General features: G+C 34.1%; 16 protein-coding genes. 8 read left to right on the top strand and 8 right to left on the bottom strand.

Annotated features, from left to right (window positions below; genetic code table 11):
• Window positions 1-114 precede the first annotated feature (114 nt).
• The 4 genes from AC4BD1_RS05620 to AC4BD1_RS05605 form a co-directional block, all read right to left on the bottom strand.
• The gene (locus tag AC4BD1_RS05620; protein ID WP_490485964.1) at window positions 115-330 is read right to left on the bottom strand and encodes a DUF378 domain-containing protein; all 216 of its coding nucleotides are present in this window, start codon (window positions 328-330) and stop codon (window positions 115-117) included.
• 244 nt (window positions 331-574) lie between these two features.
• A complete protein-coding gene (locus AC4BD1_RS05615) occupies window positions 575-1564 on the bottom strand; it encodes a hypothetical protein (protein ID WP_490485963.1) in 990 nt (329 codons plus the stop codon).
• Window positions 1552-2070 carry a Panacea domain-containing protein gene (locus AC4BD1_RS05610; protein WP_490485962.1) on the bottom strand — a complete coding sequence of 173 codons (519 nt, stop codon included), beginning with the start codon at window positions 2068-2070 and terminating at the stop codon, window positions 1552-1554. The genes AC4BD1_RS05615 and AC4BD1_RS05610 overlap by 13 nt, the downstream gene beginning before the upstream one ends.
• Before the next feature lie 185 nt (window positions 2071-2255).
• A complete protein-coding gene (locus AC4BD1_RS05605) occupies window positions 2256-2489 on the bottom strand; it encodes a helix-turn-helix transcriptional regulator (protein ID WP_490485961.1) in 234 nt (77 codons plus the stop codon).
• Window positions 2490-2650: 161 nt separating this feature from the next.
• Between AC4BD1_RS05605 and AC4BD1_RS05600 the strand changes: the two genes are divergently transcribed.
• The 5 genes from AC4BD1_RS05600 to AC4BD1_RS05580 all read left to right on the top strand — a co-directional run bounded on the left by AC4BD1_RS05600 (window position 2651) and on the right by AC4BD1_RS05580 (window position 7535).
• The gene (locus tag AC4BD1_RS05600; protein ID WP_490485960.1) at window positions 2651-3025 is read left to right on the top strand and encodes a helix-turn-helix domain-containing protein; all 375 of its coding nucleotides are present in this window, start codon (window positions 2651-2653) and stop codon (window positions 3023-3025) included.
• Window positions 3026-3029: 4 nt separating this feature from the next.
• Window positions 3030-3458 carry an ImmA/IrrE family metallo-endopeptidase gene (locus tag AC4BD1_RS05595; protein WP_490485959.1) on the top strand — a complete coding sequence of 143 codons (429 nt, stop codon included), beginning with the start codon at window positions 3030-3032 and terminating at the stop codon, window positions 3456-3458.
• Between the two features lie 149 nt (window positions 3459-3607).
• The gene (locus tag AC4BD1_RS05590) at window positions 3608-5326 is read left to right on the top strand and encodes an AAA family ATPase (RefSeq protein WP_490485958.1); all 1719 of its coding nucleotides are present in this window, start codon (window positions 3608-3610) and stop codon (window positions 5324-5326) included.
• An 80-nt stretch (window positions 5327-5406) separates the two neighbouring features.
• Complete coding sequence (locus tag AC4BD1_RS05585; protein ID WP_490485957.1) at window positions 5407-6279, top strand: DNA adenine methylase; 873 nt, start codon at window positions 5407-5409, stop codon at window positions 6277-6279.
• Between the two features lie 104 nt (window positions 6280-6383).
• Window positions 6384-7535, top strand: a complete 1152-nt coding sequence (locus AC4BD1_RS05580; protein ID WP_490485956.1) for a site-specific integrase — start codon at window positions 6384-6386, stop codon at window positions 7533-7535.
• Window positions 7536-7634: 99 nt separating this feature from the next.
• Here AC4BD1_RS05580 and lepA read toward each other — a convergent pair whose 3' ends face one another.
• The gene (lepA, locus tag AC4BD1_RS05575; RefSeq protein WP_206908979.1) at window positions 7635-9470 is read right to left on the bottom strand and encodes a translation elongation factor 4; all 1836 of its coding nucleotides are present in this window, start codon (window positions 9468-9470) and stop codon (window positions 7635-7637) included.
• A gap of 147 nt (window positions 9471-9617) precedes the next feature.
• Between lepA and AC4BD1_RS05570 the strand changes: the two genes are divergently transcribed.
• From AC4BD1_RS05570 to AC4BD1_RS05560, 3 genes are read left to right on the top strand one after another with little or no spacing between them, the layout of a single operon-like run.
• Entirely contained in the window at window positions 9618-10838 is a 1221-nt protein-coding gene (locus AC4BD1_RS05570; protein ID WP_490485955.1) for a GNAT family N-acetyltransferase, read from the top strand.
• Window positions 10839-10863: 25 nt separating this feature from the next.
• Entirely contained in the window at window positions 10864-11355 is a 492-nt protein-coding gene (locus AC4BD1_RS05565) for a nucleoside 2-deoxyribosyltransferase (RefSeq protein WP_206908975.1), read from the top strand.
• Complete coding sequence (locus AC4BD1_RS05560; protein WP_490485954.1) at window positions 11352-12023, top strand: DUF2238 domain-containing protein; 672 nt, start codon at window positions 11352-11354, stop codon at window positions 12021-12023. The genes AC4BD1_RS05565 and AC4BD1_RS05560 overlap by 4 nt, the downstream gene beginning before the upstream one ends.
• Before the next feature lie 75 nt (window positions 12024-12098).
• Here the strand turns inward: AC4BD1_RS05560 and clpB are convergent, their stop codons facing one another.
• From clpB to AC4BD1_RS05545, 3 genes are all read right to left on the bottom strand, one after another.
• Window positions 12099-14708 (bottom strand): ATP-dependent chaperone ClpB, encoded by a 2610-nt coding sequence (clpB, locus tag AC4BD1_RS05555; protein WP_490467194.1) that lies wholly within the window; start codon window positions 14706-14708, stop codon window positions 12099-12101.
• Window positions 14709-14880: 172 nt separating this feature from the next.
• Window positions 14881-15939: a lysylphosphatidylglycerol synthase transmembrane domain-containing protein gene (locus AC4BD1_RS05550; RefSeq protein ID WP_206908971.1), complete on the bottom strand. Its 1059-nt coding sequence runs from the start codon at window positions 15937-15939 to the stop codon at window positions 14881-14883.
• A 10-nt stretch (window positions 15940-15949) separates the two neighbouring features.
• Window positions 15950-16222 (bottom strand): DUF1294 domain-containing protein, encoded by a 273-nt coding sequence (locus AC4BD1_RS05545; protein ID WP_490485953.1) that lies wholly within the window; start codon window positions 16220-16222, stop codon window positions 15950-15952.
• Window positions 16223-16232: the final 10 nt, after the last annotated feature.

Genomic DNA, 16232 nt, shown 5'->3' with positions numbered 1-16232 from the left:
GAAAAAAGACTATCTTAAGTATAAATTAAGATAGTCCCTTAAGGTTATTACTTGGAGAATAAATGCATACAATCCAATCAATAGATCGGAAGGCTCATAAAAAATGCTAGCTTTTTAATGTGTTTCATCAACTTTTCTGTTAATCATTGGAAAGAATTTTAAGCAGTAGATTGCACAAATACCTACAACAACATAAATGATCTTTGCAAAAATGGTTGTTGAACCACCAGCGATCGTCGCAACTAAATCAAATTCGAACAGGCCTACCAACAACCAGTTCAGTCCTCCCACAATCAACAAAGTTAATGCAATAATATCTAAAGTTTTCATTATAATTCTCCTTTCTTATTTGTTTAAACAATTATGTACCAAAAAAGAAATTATTGCTTGTATAACGCTCATGAATTACCTTTAAAGTTAATGAGTTACTTGCTTACGACACAAGAGGTTGCTGAGAAATTAGCTGTTTCTGTCAGGACAGTTCATAATTTAGCCTCCTACCGTAAAGGTGAATATGGTGTTGGCGAAAAATAAAAAAGCTCAGTCAATTATTCATGACTGAGCTTTTTTATTTTTACTGGTTTTCGGTAGTTGACTTTGTTGTTTTGGGCTTCTTTAATATGAACCAAGCTACTGCTATCATTATTACAATAAATATTACTGGTATTCCCCAAGCTAAAACACCAAAAATTGTACTATGATTTTGTTGAAAATCATATATTCCATATATATATTCATAAGACTCTATATATTCGCCTAAAATAAAAATAAAAATAAAAGAAAAAATAATGGAAAATAAAGTTCTATGTCTTCTAAATAAGGAATGAGTACATTCTCTACCTTCTTTATAACAATCGCAAGAAGTTAGTTTTCTACCAGTAATTCTAGCAACCCATTGGAGTAGAGCGAATATCAATAACGTTAAACACAGCATAATTCCAGAACTTATTGTTAAAACTTTCCCCATAGACCATTTGCTACTTAAACTAACAATTGCTTTGGATAGACCATCAAATCCACCAAATAGCCCAAAGATAAGAGCAGAAAAAATTCCTAAAATAGCTATAAATTCTGTGTATATACTACCTTTAATTGTTTCCATATTATCAATTGTTTCTTCTGCTTTATTTAAATCTTTTTCTAATTTTTTTATTTTTTCTTGAGTTTGATTTATATTTTTTTCGGCTTCTTTACTAATTTCTAGTGCAGCTTTTGAACTTGCTACGATATGTTTTTGCTGAATAACCGCTAAATTTATATGCCTTCGTATTGAGTCAAAAAAATGTTCAACATTTCCATAGTCATTATAACTTTCGACATTATTTTTGAATATTTCTTCAGTAAAATCAAAAAGGGCAATTAACTCCTCAGCATTGTCTATATCATTCTCAAAAATGTAAGTAGTCAATAAATCATATGGGGAAAGACTATTCCATTCGTTTATCTCTTTCAGAAGAAAAACTATATAGGATTCATTGTCAGTTAAAAAGTTTTCATTATCAGCCTCTAACACTATTTGAGTAAAATATTCTGATAAATTTTTACTATCTTTTACTTTTGCCATATTCTTGCTTCTTCATGTTCTTCAAAATATTTTTTTAATGCATCTTGATTATAGACAAGATGAGAAACTCCATTAAGAATTTTTTCCTCATCGTTTTTCCATTCACTATGCTTGTGAGTTTCTTCAACTAAATCAAATGAATCGTATTTAGATAAATTATTAATGACCGAAATTAGTTTTTCTTGAATATCATTGGGGATTGATTCCTCATTAAATTCATTTTCTATGATTTTAATTCCTGTATCCATAAAGTTAATACTCTCATGCTTGCTAAGTTCTGTAATTTTATTTGCTCTATTATCTTTGTATTCATGGTATACCTCGCCAACAACGGGGCCAAACTTCCACTTTTCTATTGGCTCTTCGAACAAAGGCTCCCCTGTTTCATACAAAAATTTAGCATTGGCAAAATATAGATATTTTTGAAGTTCTAAATTCGTAATAGGATCATTTTCCTCAATTCTATTTTTTAAAATAAAATCTGCAATATCCATAACTTTTAGCATGTTAAACTCACCTCTATATCACCCTTGTTTTTCTTCATATTATCATACACATGGTTGATTCACAAAAAAAAACTTTTGTCAATATTTTCCCAAGAAATCTTATGTACTGCCCCTCAACGAGGGGCTTTTTGTTTATAAAGTCAAATAGATATCCTTAATACGGACATCATTCACTGCACCTTAATTCATCTTTCATTTGACCACCTCCTTTTAGCATACGTTTCGAGTACTTCATCATCAAAAAAAATTGTCCAGGGAACTTCTAATAGCTCCGCCATTTTTTGTGCAGTAGCTACAGAAGGTGTTCGATGTCCTTGTTCATAAGATGAATACGTTGTTTTCGCTATACCTACTTGCTTGGCAAAACTTTCTTGAGTGAACCCAAGTTTTTCACGTTTTTCTTTTAGCCATTTAGTCATGATATATCTCCTTTCAAAAAAGTAATACGTTTTGCGTACTTTTATAATAATACATATCGAGTACTTTGTAAATAGAAAAGTACTCTTTTTTTGATACTTTTTTAATTTCTCTTTATGTACGCAATTTGTAATAGTAGAATAGAAATAGGAGGTCGATTTGTATGTTTGCTGAAAGGCTTAAAGAATTGCGTAAATCAAAGAAACATCTTACTCAACAAGATATGGCTAACATCTTGGGTGTTGCAAAAACCACATATGCATCTTACGAGCAAGGTAAGCGCACTCCAGACGCTGATTTACAGAACAAAATCGCTGATTATTTTGGTGTAACACTTGATTATCTTCATGGGAGAAATCAAACACCAGAGTGGGCGACTGATGATGAAATAATCGAACTCGATAAACTTTTAGAATCGAACGTGAACATGGCATATGGTGGAGAAACCTTAACACCTGAGCAAATTCAACGTGTAAAAGATATACTTTCTGGTACTTTTTGGGATCTTGTAAAAAAAGATAGAGAAAAAAAGAAGTGATTTTATGGAAATGGACATTATCAAGTTAGTTCGAGATATTAAGCGAAAATATAACTCTGTTAATCCATTCGTCATAAGTGAGAAAATGGAAATAGAAATCAAGTATGTCCCCTTCTTGGAAAATCCAAAGGGACAGTTTCAAGAAATCCGTGGACAAGCTTTCATATTCTTAAATGAAGAATTAAAGGATTCTGAGGAAAGATTTTACATTTGTGCGCATGAACTTGGACATGCCCTATTTCATAAAGAAATCTCTAGTTATTATGTATCGACAAGAAACTCGAGAAGCAAGTCTGAAAGCGAAGCAAATTGTTTTGCTGCTAATCTCATTGTTTCTCTTTATAAAGAAGACAACGATAAATACCCTAGAAAAGTTGAGGAATTAACAAATTTGTATGGGCTTCCTGAAAACGTGTATAGATTTTTAATTTAATTGGCGGCTACTACTTCCTTCCTAAAGTAGAAGTAAATCTTTTTTATTCCTTAGAGAAAGAAATGAAAAAGATCAGCCTCCGGGCTTTTCTTTTTGTTATGGGCGACTATCGTTTCGATTCCCGCTAGGGATTATGAAATAAAAAAGGAGTGATTCATACGCAATCTAAAAATCCAATTAATGATTATAATTTTTTTGGGAAAAAACACTATAATTTAACAAATAATAAGAACATGATTATTAATGATATTTATGGAATTGAAATTGAAAATTTCAGACTATTTCATAAACAAATATTTAATCTAGGAAAACGGATTACTGTTGTTTCAGGCAGAAACGGTACGATGAAATCTACCTTAATGGGTTTAATTGCTCAACCATATAGGACTGATCAAAAAGATATTTATGATAATTTTATGCAAACAAAATTCAGTGACGTCTTTAAACTATCTTCTGAAAAAGATACTGATGATTATGTGTATCATATTAAATTAAATATTGATGATAATATCTTACTAAAGGAACCCATCCCTCTTTACTTTCAACCTGGGAATCCCGAATCAAAATTTAGCCAAAAAGATCGACATCGCCTTGTTCCTAGTGGAAGAGCTAAGGGTGATGGCTACTTTTCACTTCCTTCTATGTATATCAATTTGAAGAGACTTTATCCCTTAATTGATAGTGGAGAAATTAAATCATCACCTGTAGAATATACAGAGGAGGAAAAGAAATTCATATCTAGTTTATACCAGCAAGTCTTATTAAGAACAGAATTTTCTAAGTTCACAAAATATTCCGCTAAAAATGAGGGAATTCACAAAAATCCTTATGGTCCAGACGAATCATATTACGATATAAATTCTATATCTTCAGGAGAAGACAATCTAAGTGCATTTTGTGATGTTTTACTGTCTTTTATGAGAGTATATGAAAAAAATAAACGAAATGGTATAAATAAACTAACTGGTATACTATCTATTGATGAATTTGAAGCTAGCCTCCATCCTATTGCGCAGGTCAATTTGTTTAATTTTCTATATAAATGGGCTATAAAGTACAATGTAAAAATTATTTTGAATACTCATTCTCTATTCTTAATTCAAAATATATACTTAGATCATGAAAATGACTTAAAGTATAAAGATATATTAATTAATTTTATTGCTTCACAATTTGAAAAAGACAATGAACTAGCAATTTTAGAAAATCCTACTTATAGTGTGGCATACAACGAGTTAACCCTTTCAAATTTAAATGAAGATAGCGATTTATTAAAGGTTAAAATTTTATGTGAAGATGATGTCGCTTCCCTTCTTTTGAAAAGAATTATTTCTTCTAAAAAATTATTGAATCAATTATCTATTTCGCACACGGTTAAACCAGATAATCCTGGAGTAAGTTACAGATTACTTGCAACTCTCTGTCGTAGTTTTCCCTCAATATTGTTAGAGACCGGTGCAATTGTCGTCTTTGATGCCGATATGGACTCAGAGAGTATGAACACTGGAAATTATAAATATGTTCTTTCTATACCTTCATTATTTAATGGATTGCCATTCGAAAAAGAAATTGTTAAATATATACTAAATTTGAATGGTGATAATAGATTTTTTAAAAATTTCAAAAAAACAAAAGAAATGTTTAAACAAACTTTCGTTAGTTATGAAATCCCATTAGAAACCGATAATTATAAAGAAGAAAGTGTTAAAAATTTTAAAAAATGGTATCTTGATAATAAAAATGAAATAAATAAATATCTAACTTATTATGTAAAAGATAATCAAGATTTATTTATTCCATTCAAAAAGAAACTTTTAAACTATATAAATGAGATTAGAAAAAACAATGGATTTACAGAGCTAAAATAATTAACAATTATAAATAGTTTTTCTATATAATAATGGCCAAAATTTCTCGTATATGATACTCTATAATTGAGGTGATAATGATGCCATATACTAAATCGCCATTACGTTATCCTGGTGGAAAAAGCCAATTATGGAATTTTGTAAAAAAACTTATTGAATTGAATAACATTAAAAATCCTATATACTGTGAACCTTTTGCAGGTGGATCTGGAGTAACAATTGAATTACTATTAGGAAATCATGTTGACGAAGTTATAATAAACGATTTTGACCCTGCTATATATTCTTTTTGGAATATGTGTATTAATAATTCAGAAGAGTTTGTAAACTTAGTTAATGCTACTCCAATTACTATTAAAGAATGGCATAATCAAAAAGAAATATATCTTAAATATGGGAAAAATTCCGAATCGTTGAAAGGAGCTTTCGCAACTTTCTTTCTAAATCGTACAAATGTTAGTGGAATAATTTCTGGAGGACCTATTGGCGGAAAATCACAAAGTGGAAAATATAAAATTGACTGTAGATTCAATAAAGATAACTTAATAAAAAAAATTAAAAATATAGCTAAACACAAAAATAGAATACATCTCTACAACGAAGATGCATCAAACTTAGTTTCTATCCTAAAAAACGACTACTCCAAAGATAGATTATTTACTTTTTTTGATCCTCCTTATTATGATAAAGGTCAGTCCTTATATTTATCCTTTTACAATCATGAGCAACATGCTGAAATGAAGGATAAGATCTTGAGCATGGATGATTATTATTGGATCCTGACGTATGATAAAGCGCCTCAAATAGCAGACTTATACGCTAATATTGAACAAACCTTTGAATATTCCTTGAAATATTCAGCTAATAAAAAAAGAATGGCTAATGAATATCTTTTTGCAAGTCCTATTACTAAATTAGATTCAACCGAAAAGATTGTGCTCAAAAAAATTTGATGAACTGGAAAGCCTCCGGGCTTTTCTTTTTAACCACAAAAGAACATACGTTCGTATACTTATCAGCATAAACTATACAAATCATATCTAAGGAGGCATTTATAATGAATGGACACGTAAGAAAAATTGGCAAGAAATGGCATTATGTTATAGAAATGGCTAAAGTAGATGAAAAACGCCAACGTATACAAAGAGGCGGATGGAATACAAAAACAGAGGCACAAGAGCATCTCAGAGAAGCTTTAAATGAATATAAACGTGGTGGACGAATCGATCTCACAGATATCAGTGTATCTGATTACTTTGACTACTGGTTTGAAAATTATGTAGAAAAAAAGCTCAAATATAATACACAATTAAATTATAAAAATGTAGTGACTAAGTATATAAAACCAGAGATAGGAAAATATCAACTACAATCTATTGGCCCAGCTAGATTACAAGAGCTAGTCAATAAATTACCAAACGGATTTCGCAAAAATTTATCTAAACATACTGTAGAAATTATTTTCACTGTACTTAAAGGAGCTTTTAAGCGTGCGGTCTTCCCATGGCAATTGTTAAATCGAAACCCTATGGATTATGTAGAGATGCCCTCTTTTGAATCTAAGCCTAGGCAATCTAGAGATGATATGAAAATCATTACCATGGATCAATACATCAAAATATTGGAAGCTGTCCCTCCTGCTAATTCTTTTCATATGCCCTTGATCATTGCTTTTCACACAGGATTAAGACGTGGTGAAGTTTGTGGTTTAACATGGGATGATATTTCATTTAGCGAACACACTTTAACAGTCGAGCGTATTATGCTACAAGATAAAAATGGGATTCAAATTGGCACACCTAAAACACAAGCAAGCTATCGCACCATTAGCATTGACGATATGCTCGTTGACGAACTAAAAAAAGCAAAAAAAAGACAGATGGAAAATAGATTAAGATACGGAAATCATTACTATGAAAGTAATTTTGTATGCACAAAAGAAAACGGCGAACCAGTAACGCCAAATTCTATTAAGTGGTCTGCAAGTAAAATAAAGAAAGATTTGAACATAGAGTTTAATTTCCACTCACTGCGTCATACACACGCAACTATGTTGTTAGAAGATGGTGTAAAACCGAAAATTGTTCAAGAACGTCTGGGACATTCACGCATCTCAACCACTATGGATAAATATGTTCACGTTACAAAGAAAATGAGAAATGAAGCTGTAGATATTTTCGCCCAACGTTTAAAAAGATCTATGGACTAAAACGCCCTATGTTCGCCCAAACAAAAACTTGGGCGAACATAGGGCGAATATTTTTTAATTTCACGATCTTTTGAACCATCAAAAATGATGAAACCCTTGCTATTTCTTCGGCTCATCCTCATCCATTTTCAGAACAGCCATGAAGGCTTCCTGAGGGACTTCGACACTACCGATTTGTTTCATTCGTTTCTTACCTTCTTTTTGTTTTTCAAGAAGCTTACGCTTACGTGAAACATCTCCACCATAACATTTAGCCAAAACATTTTTACGCAAGGCTTTGATGTCTGAGCGAGCCACGATTTTTTGGCCAATTGCAGCTTGGATTGGAACTTCGAATTGTTGTCTTGGAATCAGTTTCTTCAGTTTTTCAACAATCGCTTTTCCACGTTCATAAGCAAAATCTCGGTGAACTATGAATCCAAGTGCGTCAACCTTCTCACCATTCAACAAGATATCCATTTTCACTAGCTTGCTCTTTTGATAGCCTGACATTTCGTAATCCAGTGATGCGTAACCTTTTGTACTTGATTTTAATTTATCAAAGAAATCAAAAACAATTTCAGACAATGGGATGTTATAGACAACATTCACACGATAATCATCAAGATAATCCATTGTAATAAACTCACCACGTTTACGCTGAGACAATTCCATAACTGCACCAACAAATTCGTTTGGAACCATGATTTGTGCTTTTACAAAAGGTTCTTCAACATCTTGGATTGTGACAGGTTCCGGGAAATCAGCTGGATTGTCTACTACGATTGTTGACCCATCGGTTTTATTTACATGATAGATTACTGAAGGAGCTGTTGTAATCAATTCTAAATTAAATTCACGTTCCAAACGTTCTTGCACCACATCCATGTGTAACAATCCTAAGAACCCACAACGGAAACCAAATCCAAGTGCTTGTGACGTTTCTGGTTCGAATTGTAACGCAGCATCATTTAATTGTAATTTTTCCAAAGCCTCACGTAAATCATTATAACGAGAAGTTTCAATCGGATACAAACCGCAATAAACCATTGGATTCATTTTACGATAACCAGGGAGAGCTTCTTCAGCCGGATTGTCGGCAAGCGTAACGGTATCCCCAACTCGTGTATCTTGTACAGTTTTGATGCTGGCAGTAATATAGCCTACATCCCCTACCATCAAATAATCTCTGGCAACTGCTTTTGGTGAAAACACGCCGACTTCTGTGACATCAAAAGTTTTGCCGTTACTCATCATTTGAATTTTGTCACCAGGTTTTACTACCCCGTCAGTGATTCGGACATTTAGAACGACACCACGATAACTGTCGTAAACAGAGTCAAAAATCAATGCTTTCAGTGGCGCATCTAAGTCACCAGTTGGTGCAGGAACATATTCTACGATTTGTTCAAGAATATCTTCAATCCCAATTCCAGCCTTCGCACTAGCAAGTACAGCTTCGCTAGCATCAATACCGATCACGTCTTCGATTTCTTTACGCACACGTTCTGGATCTGCCGCAGGTAAATCAATTTTATTAATGACTGGTAAAATTTCTAAATCGTTATCTAAAGCTAAATAAACATTGGCTAATGTTTGTGCTTCGATTCCTTGCGCTGCATCTACAACCAAAACTGCCCCTTCACATGCAGCTAAGCTACGTGAAACTTCATAAGTGAAATCGACGTGTCCAGGTGTATCAATTAAGTGGAAAATATACGTCTCGCCATTTTTTGCTGTATAGTTTAATTCAACAGCATTTAGTTTTATCGTGATACCACGTTCACGTTCGAGATCCATTGAGTCTAACAGCTGATCTTGCATTTCACGAGACGTCACAGTGTGCGTCATTTCTAAAATACGATCGGCCAACGTTGATTTTCCATGGTCGATGTGAGCAATAATCGAGAAATTACGAATTTGCTCTTGGCGTTGCTTCATTTTATTTATATCCATAGCGTCTCCTCTTTTCATTTAATCAGCACTTTCCATTATACCAACGAAATACAGGAATTTAAAGCCTTTTTCATTAGTGAGCGTTTAGAAGTTTTTTTCCCTAACTTTTGTTATACTTATAACAATCAAATAATTGGAGATGAAAGAATGGATCAAAAAGATTTCAGAGAAAATCTTGAATTAAAACCAGTTACAGAAGAAAACGTAGATCAATTTAACGAACTATTGTCTTACGTTTTTCAAGTGACAGAATCTGATATCGAGGAAAGTGGTTTTGAAAGTAAACGAGAATTTATCAAATCAAAACGCCCTATCTTAGAACTATCAGAAGTATTTGGTTGGTTTTATGACAACCAATTAATTTCACAAATCGCTATCTATCCATGTGAAGTCAACATTCATGGTACACCTTATTTGATGGGTGGTGTCACAGGAGTCGGTACGTATCCAGAGTATGCGAACCATGGGTTAATGCAAGACTTGATTGTCGTTGCTTTAGATAATATGAGAAAAAAGAAACAATGGATTTCTTATCTTTACCCTTATAATATTCCGTACTATCGTCGTAAAGGTTGGGAAATCATGTCCGATAAACTTTCCTTTAAAATACGTGATACCCAATTGCCTAAACAAGTACCCGTTAACGGAATGATTGAACGTTTACCAGTTGATCATGAAGATGTTTATGCCGTCTATGAAAAATTTGCACGTCAAAATCACGGTGCCCTTTTTCGCAGTGGTTTTCATTGGGAAGAATATTGGCGCTTTGAAAATGAAGAAGAACGAACTGCTGCTGTTTACTATGGTGCCAATCAAGAACCTCTTGGTGTCTTGTTTTACTGGGTAGCAGAAGAAGTATTCCATGTAAAAGAAATGTTTTACTTGAATCAAGAAGCACGCAACGGCTTATGGAATTTTATTTCTGCACATTTTTCCATGATTTATTGGGTTAAAGGTGATATTTATAAAAACGAGCCACTGGCCTTTTTACTTGAAGATAGTCAAATTACGGAACAAATCGAACCCTATTTTATGGCAAGAATCGTGGATGTCAAAGAATTCTTGCAAGCATTTCCTTTTGCTAGCACGGCCAAACCTTTCCATTTTGTTTTGACAGATCCGATTGCACCTTGGAACAATGGTATCTTTGGCTTGATTTGGGATGACGAAGATCAAGTACAGGTTCTTGATGAACCTATTGGTGAAGCTGTTTACCTAGATATCCAAACGTTAACTTGTTTGATGATGAATTACCGCCGAGCTGCGTACCTTTCTCGAATCGAACGAATCACAACTGACAAAGAAACTTTACGATCACTTGAGCGGATCATTCCAGATACCGAAGCTTACTTTAGTGATTATTTCTAAAATCTAAAATTAAGGATGATAAACAATGAACATTTATTTTGCTGGACCTATGTTCGCTAAAAGCGACCTTTTATACAACGCTAATCTTGTTGCTCAAATTCGCGAGATTTCACCAAAAATTGCTGTTTATTTACCACAAGAAAATGAAGCAATCAACGATAAAACAGCTTATGCCAATAGTCAAATGATTGCATTGGCAGATACTGAAAAAGTTTTGGAAAGTCAGTTGATGGTTGCATTACTTGATGGATTAACGATTGATGCTGGAGTGGCATCTGAAATTGGTGTTGCTTATGCAAAAGGAATTCCCGTGATTGGTCTATATACAGATACCCGTCAACAAGGTGGAACACATCCTAAAAAAATTGCTGCTTTACAAGAAGTTGCAGAAAACCAATTTCATTATCTGAACCTTTATACCGTCGGCTTAATCAAATTAAATGGTGAAGTGGTCGCTTCAGAAACCGAATTATTGGAAAAAATTAAAGAGTACTTAACTGAGGAGGTCTCACAATGATTATTAATGAGTTAAAAAAAGTGCAAATTGCTCTACTAGCTTTTGGAGTTTTTGTTGTTAGTTACAATATTTTTGAATTTGTTACGCAAAAATATTCTACTACCCAAGGAATCACCTTCATTGTCGAATCTTTAGCTGGTATCGTCTTGATTTTCCTACCACAGATTATTTTCAAACTAGTTAAAATAAAAATCCCTGCTGCGATTGTTTTGTTTTATTGGTTTTTTCTTTTCATTTCTGTCTTTTTAGGCACAGGGTTGCATTTGATCAGCATCATTCCCTTTTGGGACAAAATCCTTCATGCTGTTAGCCCAATGGTTCTAACAGCATTAGGTTATGGTTTGATTGGTTATTTAATGAAAGACGCGACGATTGAAAAAACTAGTCCTTGGTTATTTCTATTATTTGGTTTTGCTTTTGCTGGAACCTGTGGTGTTTTTTGGGAATTCTGGGAGTTTCTTTGTGATCAATTCTTAGGAATGAATTTACAACGATTTGCCGCTTCTAACGGAACGTTATTTATCGGGCGAGCTGCTTTGATGGACACAATGGGCGATTTATTTACGAATACAATGGGCGCCCTATTCATGGGAATCTTTGCTTGGGCAAACAGCCGAAAGAATTTAGCTTACTTCAAAAGTTATCGTTTAGAAAAAGTAAAGAAATAACCCTTGTTTACTTGCGCTGATACCATAATAAAAACACTTCAATCGAAATGATTGAAGTGTTTTTATTTCATCCATTTATTCTTCTTCTGGCAATTCTTCTGTTGAAAAGTGAAGTTTTCCAGCAAGAAAGTCAATCGTTACTTTTGATTTTGGTAAAACATGACCAGCAACGATTTCTTTTGCTAAAGGTGTTTCCACTTCTTTTGTGATAAAACGTTTCAATGGACGTGCACCATAAGCTGGTTCATATGCCGTTTCGGCAATCCATGTTCTTGCGGCTTCGCTAATCTCTAACTGAATTTCTTGATGTTCTAAACGACGAGCTAATTGAGCAACCATTTTATTGACGATTCCTTTAACATTTTCCAAACTTAATGGTGTGAATAGAATCGTATCGTCAATTCTGTTCAAGAACTCTGGTTTAAAGTTTCCACGCAAAATCGTGCGTACTTGTTCTTCCACTGCTTCTGGAATCGTGCCTTCCGCTGTCACACCTTCTAACAATAGTTGTGAACCAATGTTACTTGTCATAATCAACACGGTATTTTTAAAGTCAACCACTCGCCCTTTGGAATCTGTTAAGCGCCCATCATCTAGCACTTGTAATAAAATATTAAAGACATCCGGATGTGCTTTTTCGATTTCATCAAGTAAAACAATCGTATATGGATTGCGACGAACGGCTTCAGTTAATTGACCGCCCTCTTCATAGCCAACATAACCTGGAGGCGCTCCGACTAATCGTGACACAGAATGTTTTTCCATATATTCACTCATATCGATTCGAACCATATGGTCTTCGGAATCAAACAAGTTTTCTGCCAGTGCTTTAGCTAATTCGGTCTTACCTACCCCAGTTGGTCCTAAAAATAAGAACGAGCCAAGTGGACGATTTGGATCTTGCAATCCAGCACGTGAACGAATAACTGCATCACTTACAGCATCCACTGCTTCATCTTGACCAATCACACGTTTATGCAATGTTTCATTTAGTTTGATTAGTTTTTCACGTTCACCTTCAACCAATTTGGTTACTGGAATACCTGTCAACCGACCAACCACTTGTGCGATTTCATTTTCAGTCACGGATTCTTGAACCATTTTGATATCATCATTTTTAGCTTTAGCTTCTAGTTCTTTTAATTCTTTTTCTAGTTGAGGAATTGTTCCATGACGTAAGACAGCCGCACGTTCTAAATCATAATTATTTTCTGCATCTTCTAATTCGTGTTTGGCTTTGTCGATTTCCGCACGCTTTGTTGAAACAGTATTTACTTCTTCTTTTTCTGTTTCCCATTGCATCTTCATCGCATTTGCTTCTTCACGTAAGTCCGCTAGTTCTTCTTGAAGATTTTTCAAACGTTTTTTACTTGCATCATCTGATTCTTTTTTCAAAGCTGCCTCTTCGATTTCTAATTGCATTAATCGACGAGTGACTTGGTCAAGTTCCGTAGGCATTGAGTTCATTTCAACACGAATCGTAGCACTTGCTTCATCAATTAAATCGATTGCTTTATCTGGTAAAAAACGATCTGTTATATAACGATCCGATAAAGTAGCAGCTGCAACCAGAGCATTGTCATGGATATTGACCCCATGGTGTATTTCAAATCGTTCTTTTAAACCACGTAAAATACTAATGGTGTCTTCAACAGTTGGTTCTTTCACCAACACTTTTTGGAAACGACGTTCCAAAGCTTTATCTTTTTCCATATATTGACGATATTCATCTAAAGTTGTTGCGCCGATCAAATGTAGTTCACCACGAGCAAGCATTGGTTTTAGTAAGTTTCCAGCGTCCATACTGCCTTCTGTTTTACCAGCCCCTACAATGTTATGAATTTCATCAATAAATAGGATGATTCTGCCTTCACTTTTTGTTACTTCTTTCAAAACAGCTTTCAATCGTTCTTCAAATTCACCGCGGAATTTTGCTCCTGCAATCAATGCGCCCATATCTAATGAAAAAATGGTTTTATCTTTCAAGTTTTCTGGAACATCTTTACGAACGATTCGTTGTGCTAAGCCTTCGACGATCGCAGTTTTACCAACCCCAGGCTCCCCAATCAAAACGGGGTTATTCTTTGTTTTTCGCGAAAGAATTCGGATCACATCTCGAATTTCTTCATCACGTCCGATGATTGGATCCATTTTGCCACTACGGACTTGTTGTACTAAGTCCACACCGTACTTTTCTAATGCTTTGTATTGTTCTTCTTGATTTTTTGAGGTCACTTTTTCCCCTCCTCGCATGTCTTCAATGTTTTTCCGAAGTTCTTTTTCTGTGATTCCTTGTTTAACTAAATAAGTTGTTAAAGGATAATGTTTTAATTTCATCAATGCTAGGATAACGATTTCTGTTGATAGAAATTCATCTCCAAAGCTTTCTTTTAATTGGTCTGCTTCATTTAACAAGCTAAATAAATTTTGACTTAAATTTTGACCATACTGAATATTCCCACCTGAAACACTTGGATATTCATCTAATAAGCGGTCAACTTCGCGTTCAAATTGATCAACGTCAACTCCCGCATCCGTATAGAAATTCCGTCCAAAATGACTTGGTTGTAAAAAGATCTTCCAAAGATGCGCAATATCAATTTCTTGATGTTTTCGCGTCACAGCAACTTGCTGTGCTTCTGCAATCGCTTCTTGAAGCGTAGTTGTCATTTTTTCAATATTCATATAAACTACCTCCTATATTGAAAGTTCAAGGATAATTGTTTCTTACTTATCAATCCTACAACAAACATTATACCCTTTTGGTCAACATTGGTCAAAGAATAAACTCTGACTTTTCAAAAAAAAATCTAAAAGTAAAAGAACAACTGAAACAGGTTCTCTACCTTTAGACTTTTTATATTTCTTCTCGGCTAGACTCACTGACTTTTTTTCGTCTAACCTCATTAATTTCTTGTTTGATGACTGCTCGTCGTTCAACTAGAACGTAGAACATGCCATAGATAAATGGTAATACAAATGAACTAAAGCGATACAACAATAACGAAGATACCGCATCAACGGTTCCAACAAGTGGACGGAATAATAACAAATACACAAATTCAAATGAACCAATCCCACCTGGAGTTGGCAAGACTCCTGCTAAGACTACAGAAAAACTAACAAAAGAAAATGTGAGTAAAAAGTCCACTGATGGGTGATTCTCAACTAGAGTCAAATAAGGAATAATGTACCAAAAGAGTAACTTAACTAAATTCCAAAAATAAATCCAGCCCAATGCTGTCCGATCTTTTACGATTGTTTGAACTGTTTCGCGTAACGAATAAATCTGGATATTCCAATTATCAACTAATGCTCGTGTCTTGTTTCGTTTACACAGTCGATTAGCTAGTTTTACAAACAATACTTGGACATTGAGACTTATTGATAAAACTAACAAAGCACTCACAATAACAATTGTTAAAATGATTCCTGCTAAAATAAAAGGGATCATTTTTGGTGCTTTCGTATAAAACAATGAAAATTGGATCAATAAGCCGATTACTGCGTAGGTGATGACTGCCATCTTGTACATAATCATGTGTAAAGCTGTTACCCCTACCCCTTGCGAAAACCGCATCCCTTTTTTGTTATAAAAATAGACTTCAGAAATCAAGGTTCCTGTACCAAAAGAAACAATTCGATAAAATGCCACGTAGCAGGAAGTCCAAAAACCATCCTTCGTTGAAAACTCTGGAGCAAAAGGCCTCGCAATTTCTTTAATGGAACGACCTTCCGCTATCTGGTAAATTGTTCCCAACAAAAGAACACCAAGTAATACAACAAAACTTGTTGATAATAATTCTGCTAAAATGTCTGCTAATGAATGTTGAATCAAATAGTAGATGATGCCAAGAATCAATAATAATAATAGTAAGTTTAAAAATAATTTCGTTTTTGTTCGTTTATTCGACATCCGTTACTCCTTAATGGAAAAAATAAATCAAAATTACATCAACAATCACACCTGCAGTAAAGCCAATCGTGAATTTTTTCTTTAATGTCTTATGGCGAAAAACTTTACGAGCAATCAATCCTCCCAATCCACCACCAAGCAGGCTAACAAAAATCAAATTGCTTTCAGGAACGCGCCATGCGCCAACTCTTGCTTGGTGTTTATCATAGCCCATCAAACAAAACAAATACAAATTAACAATAATCAAATAGAACCATAAAGGGTTGTGTATCAAAACTTCCATCTTTTCTCCT

Source organism: Enterococcus sp. DJ147D b, from assembly GCF_058216655.1.
This window is presented reverse-complemented; position numbering and strand designations above follow the sequence as displayed.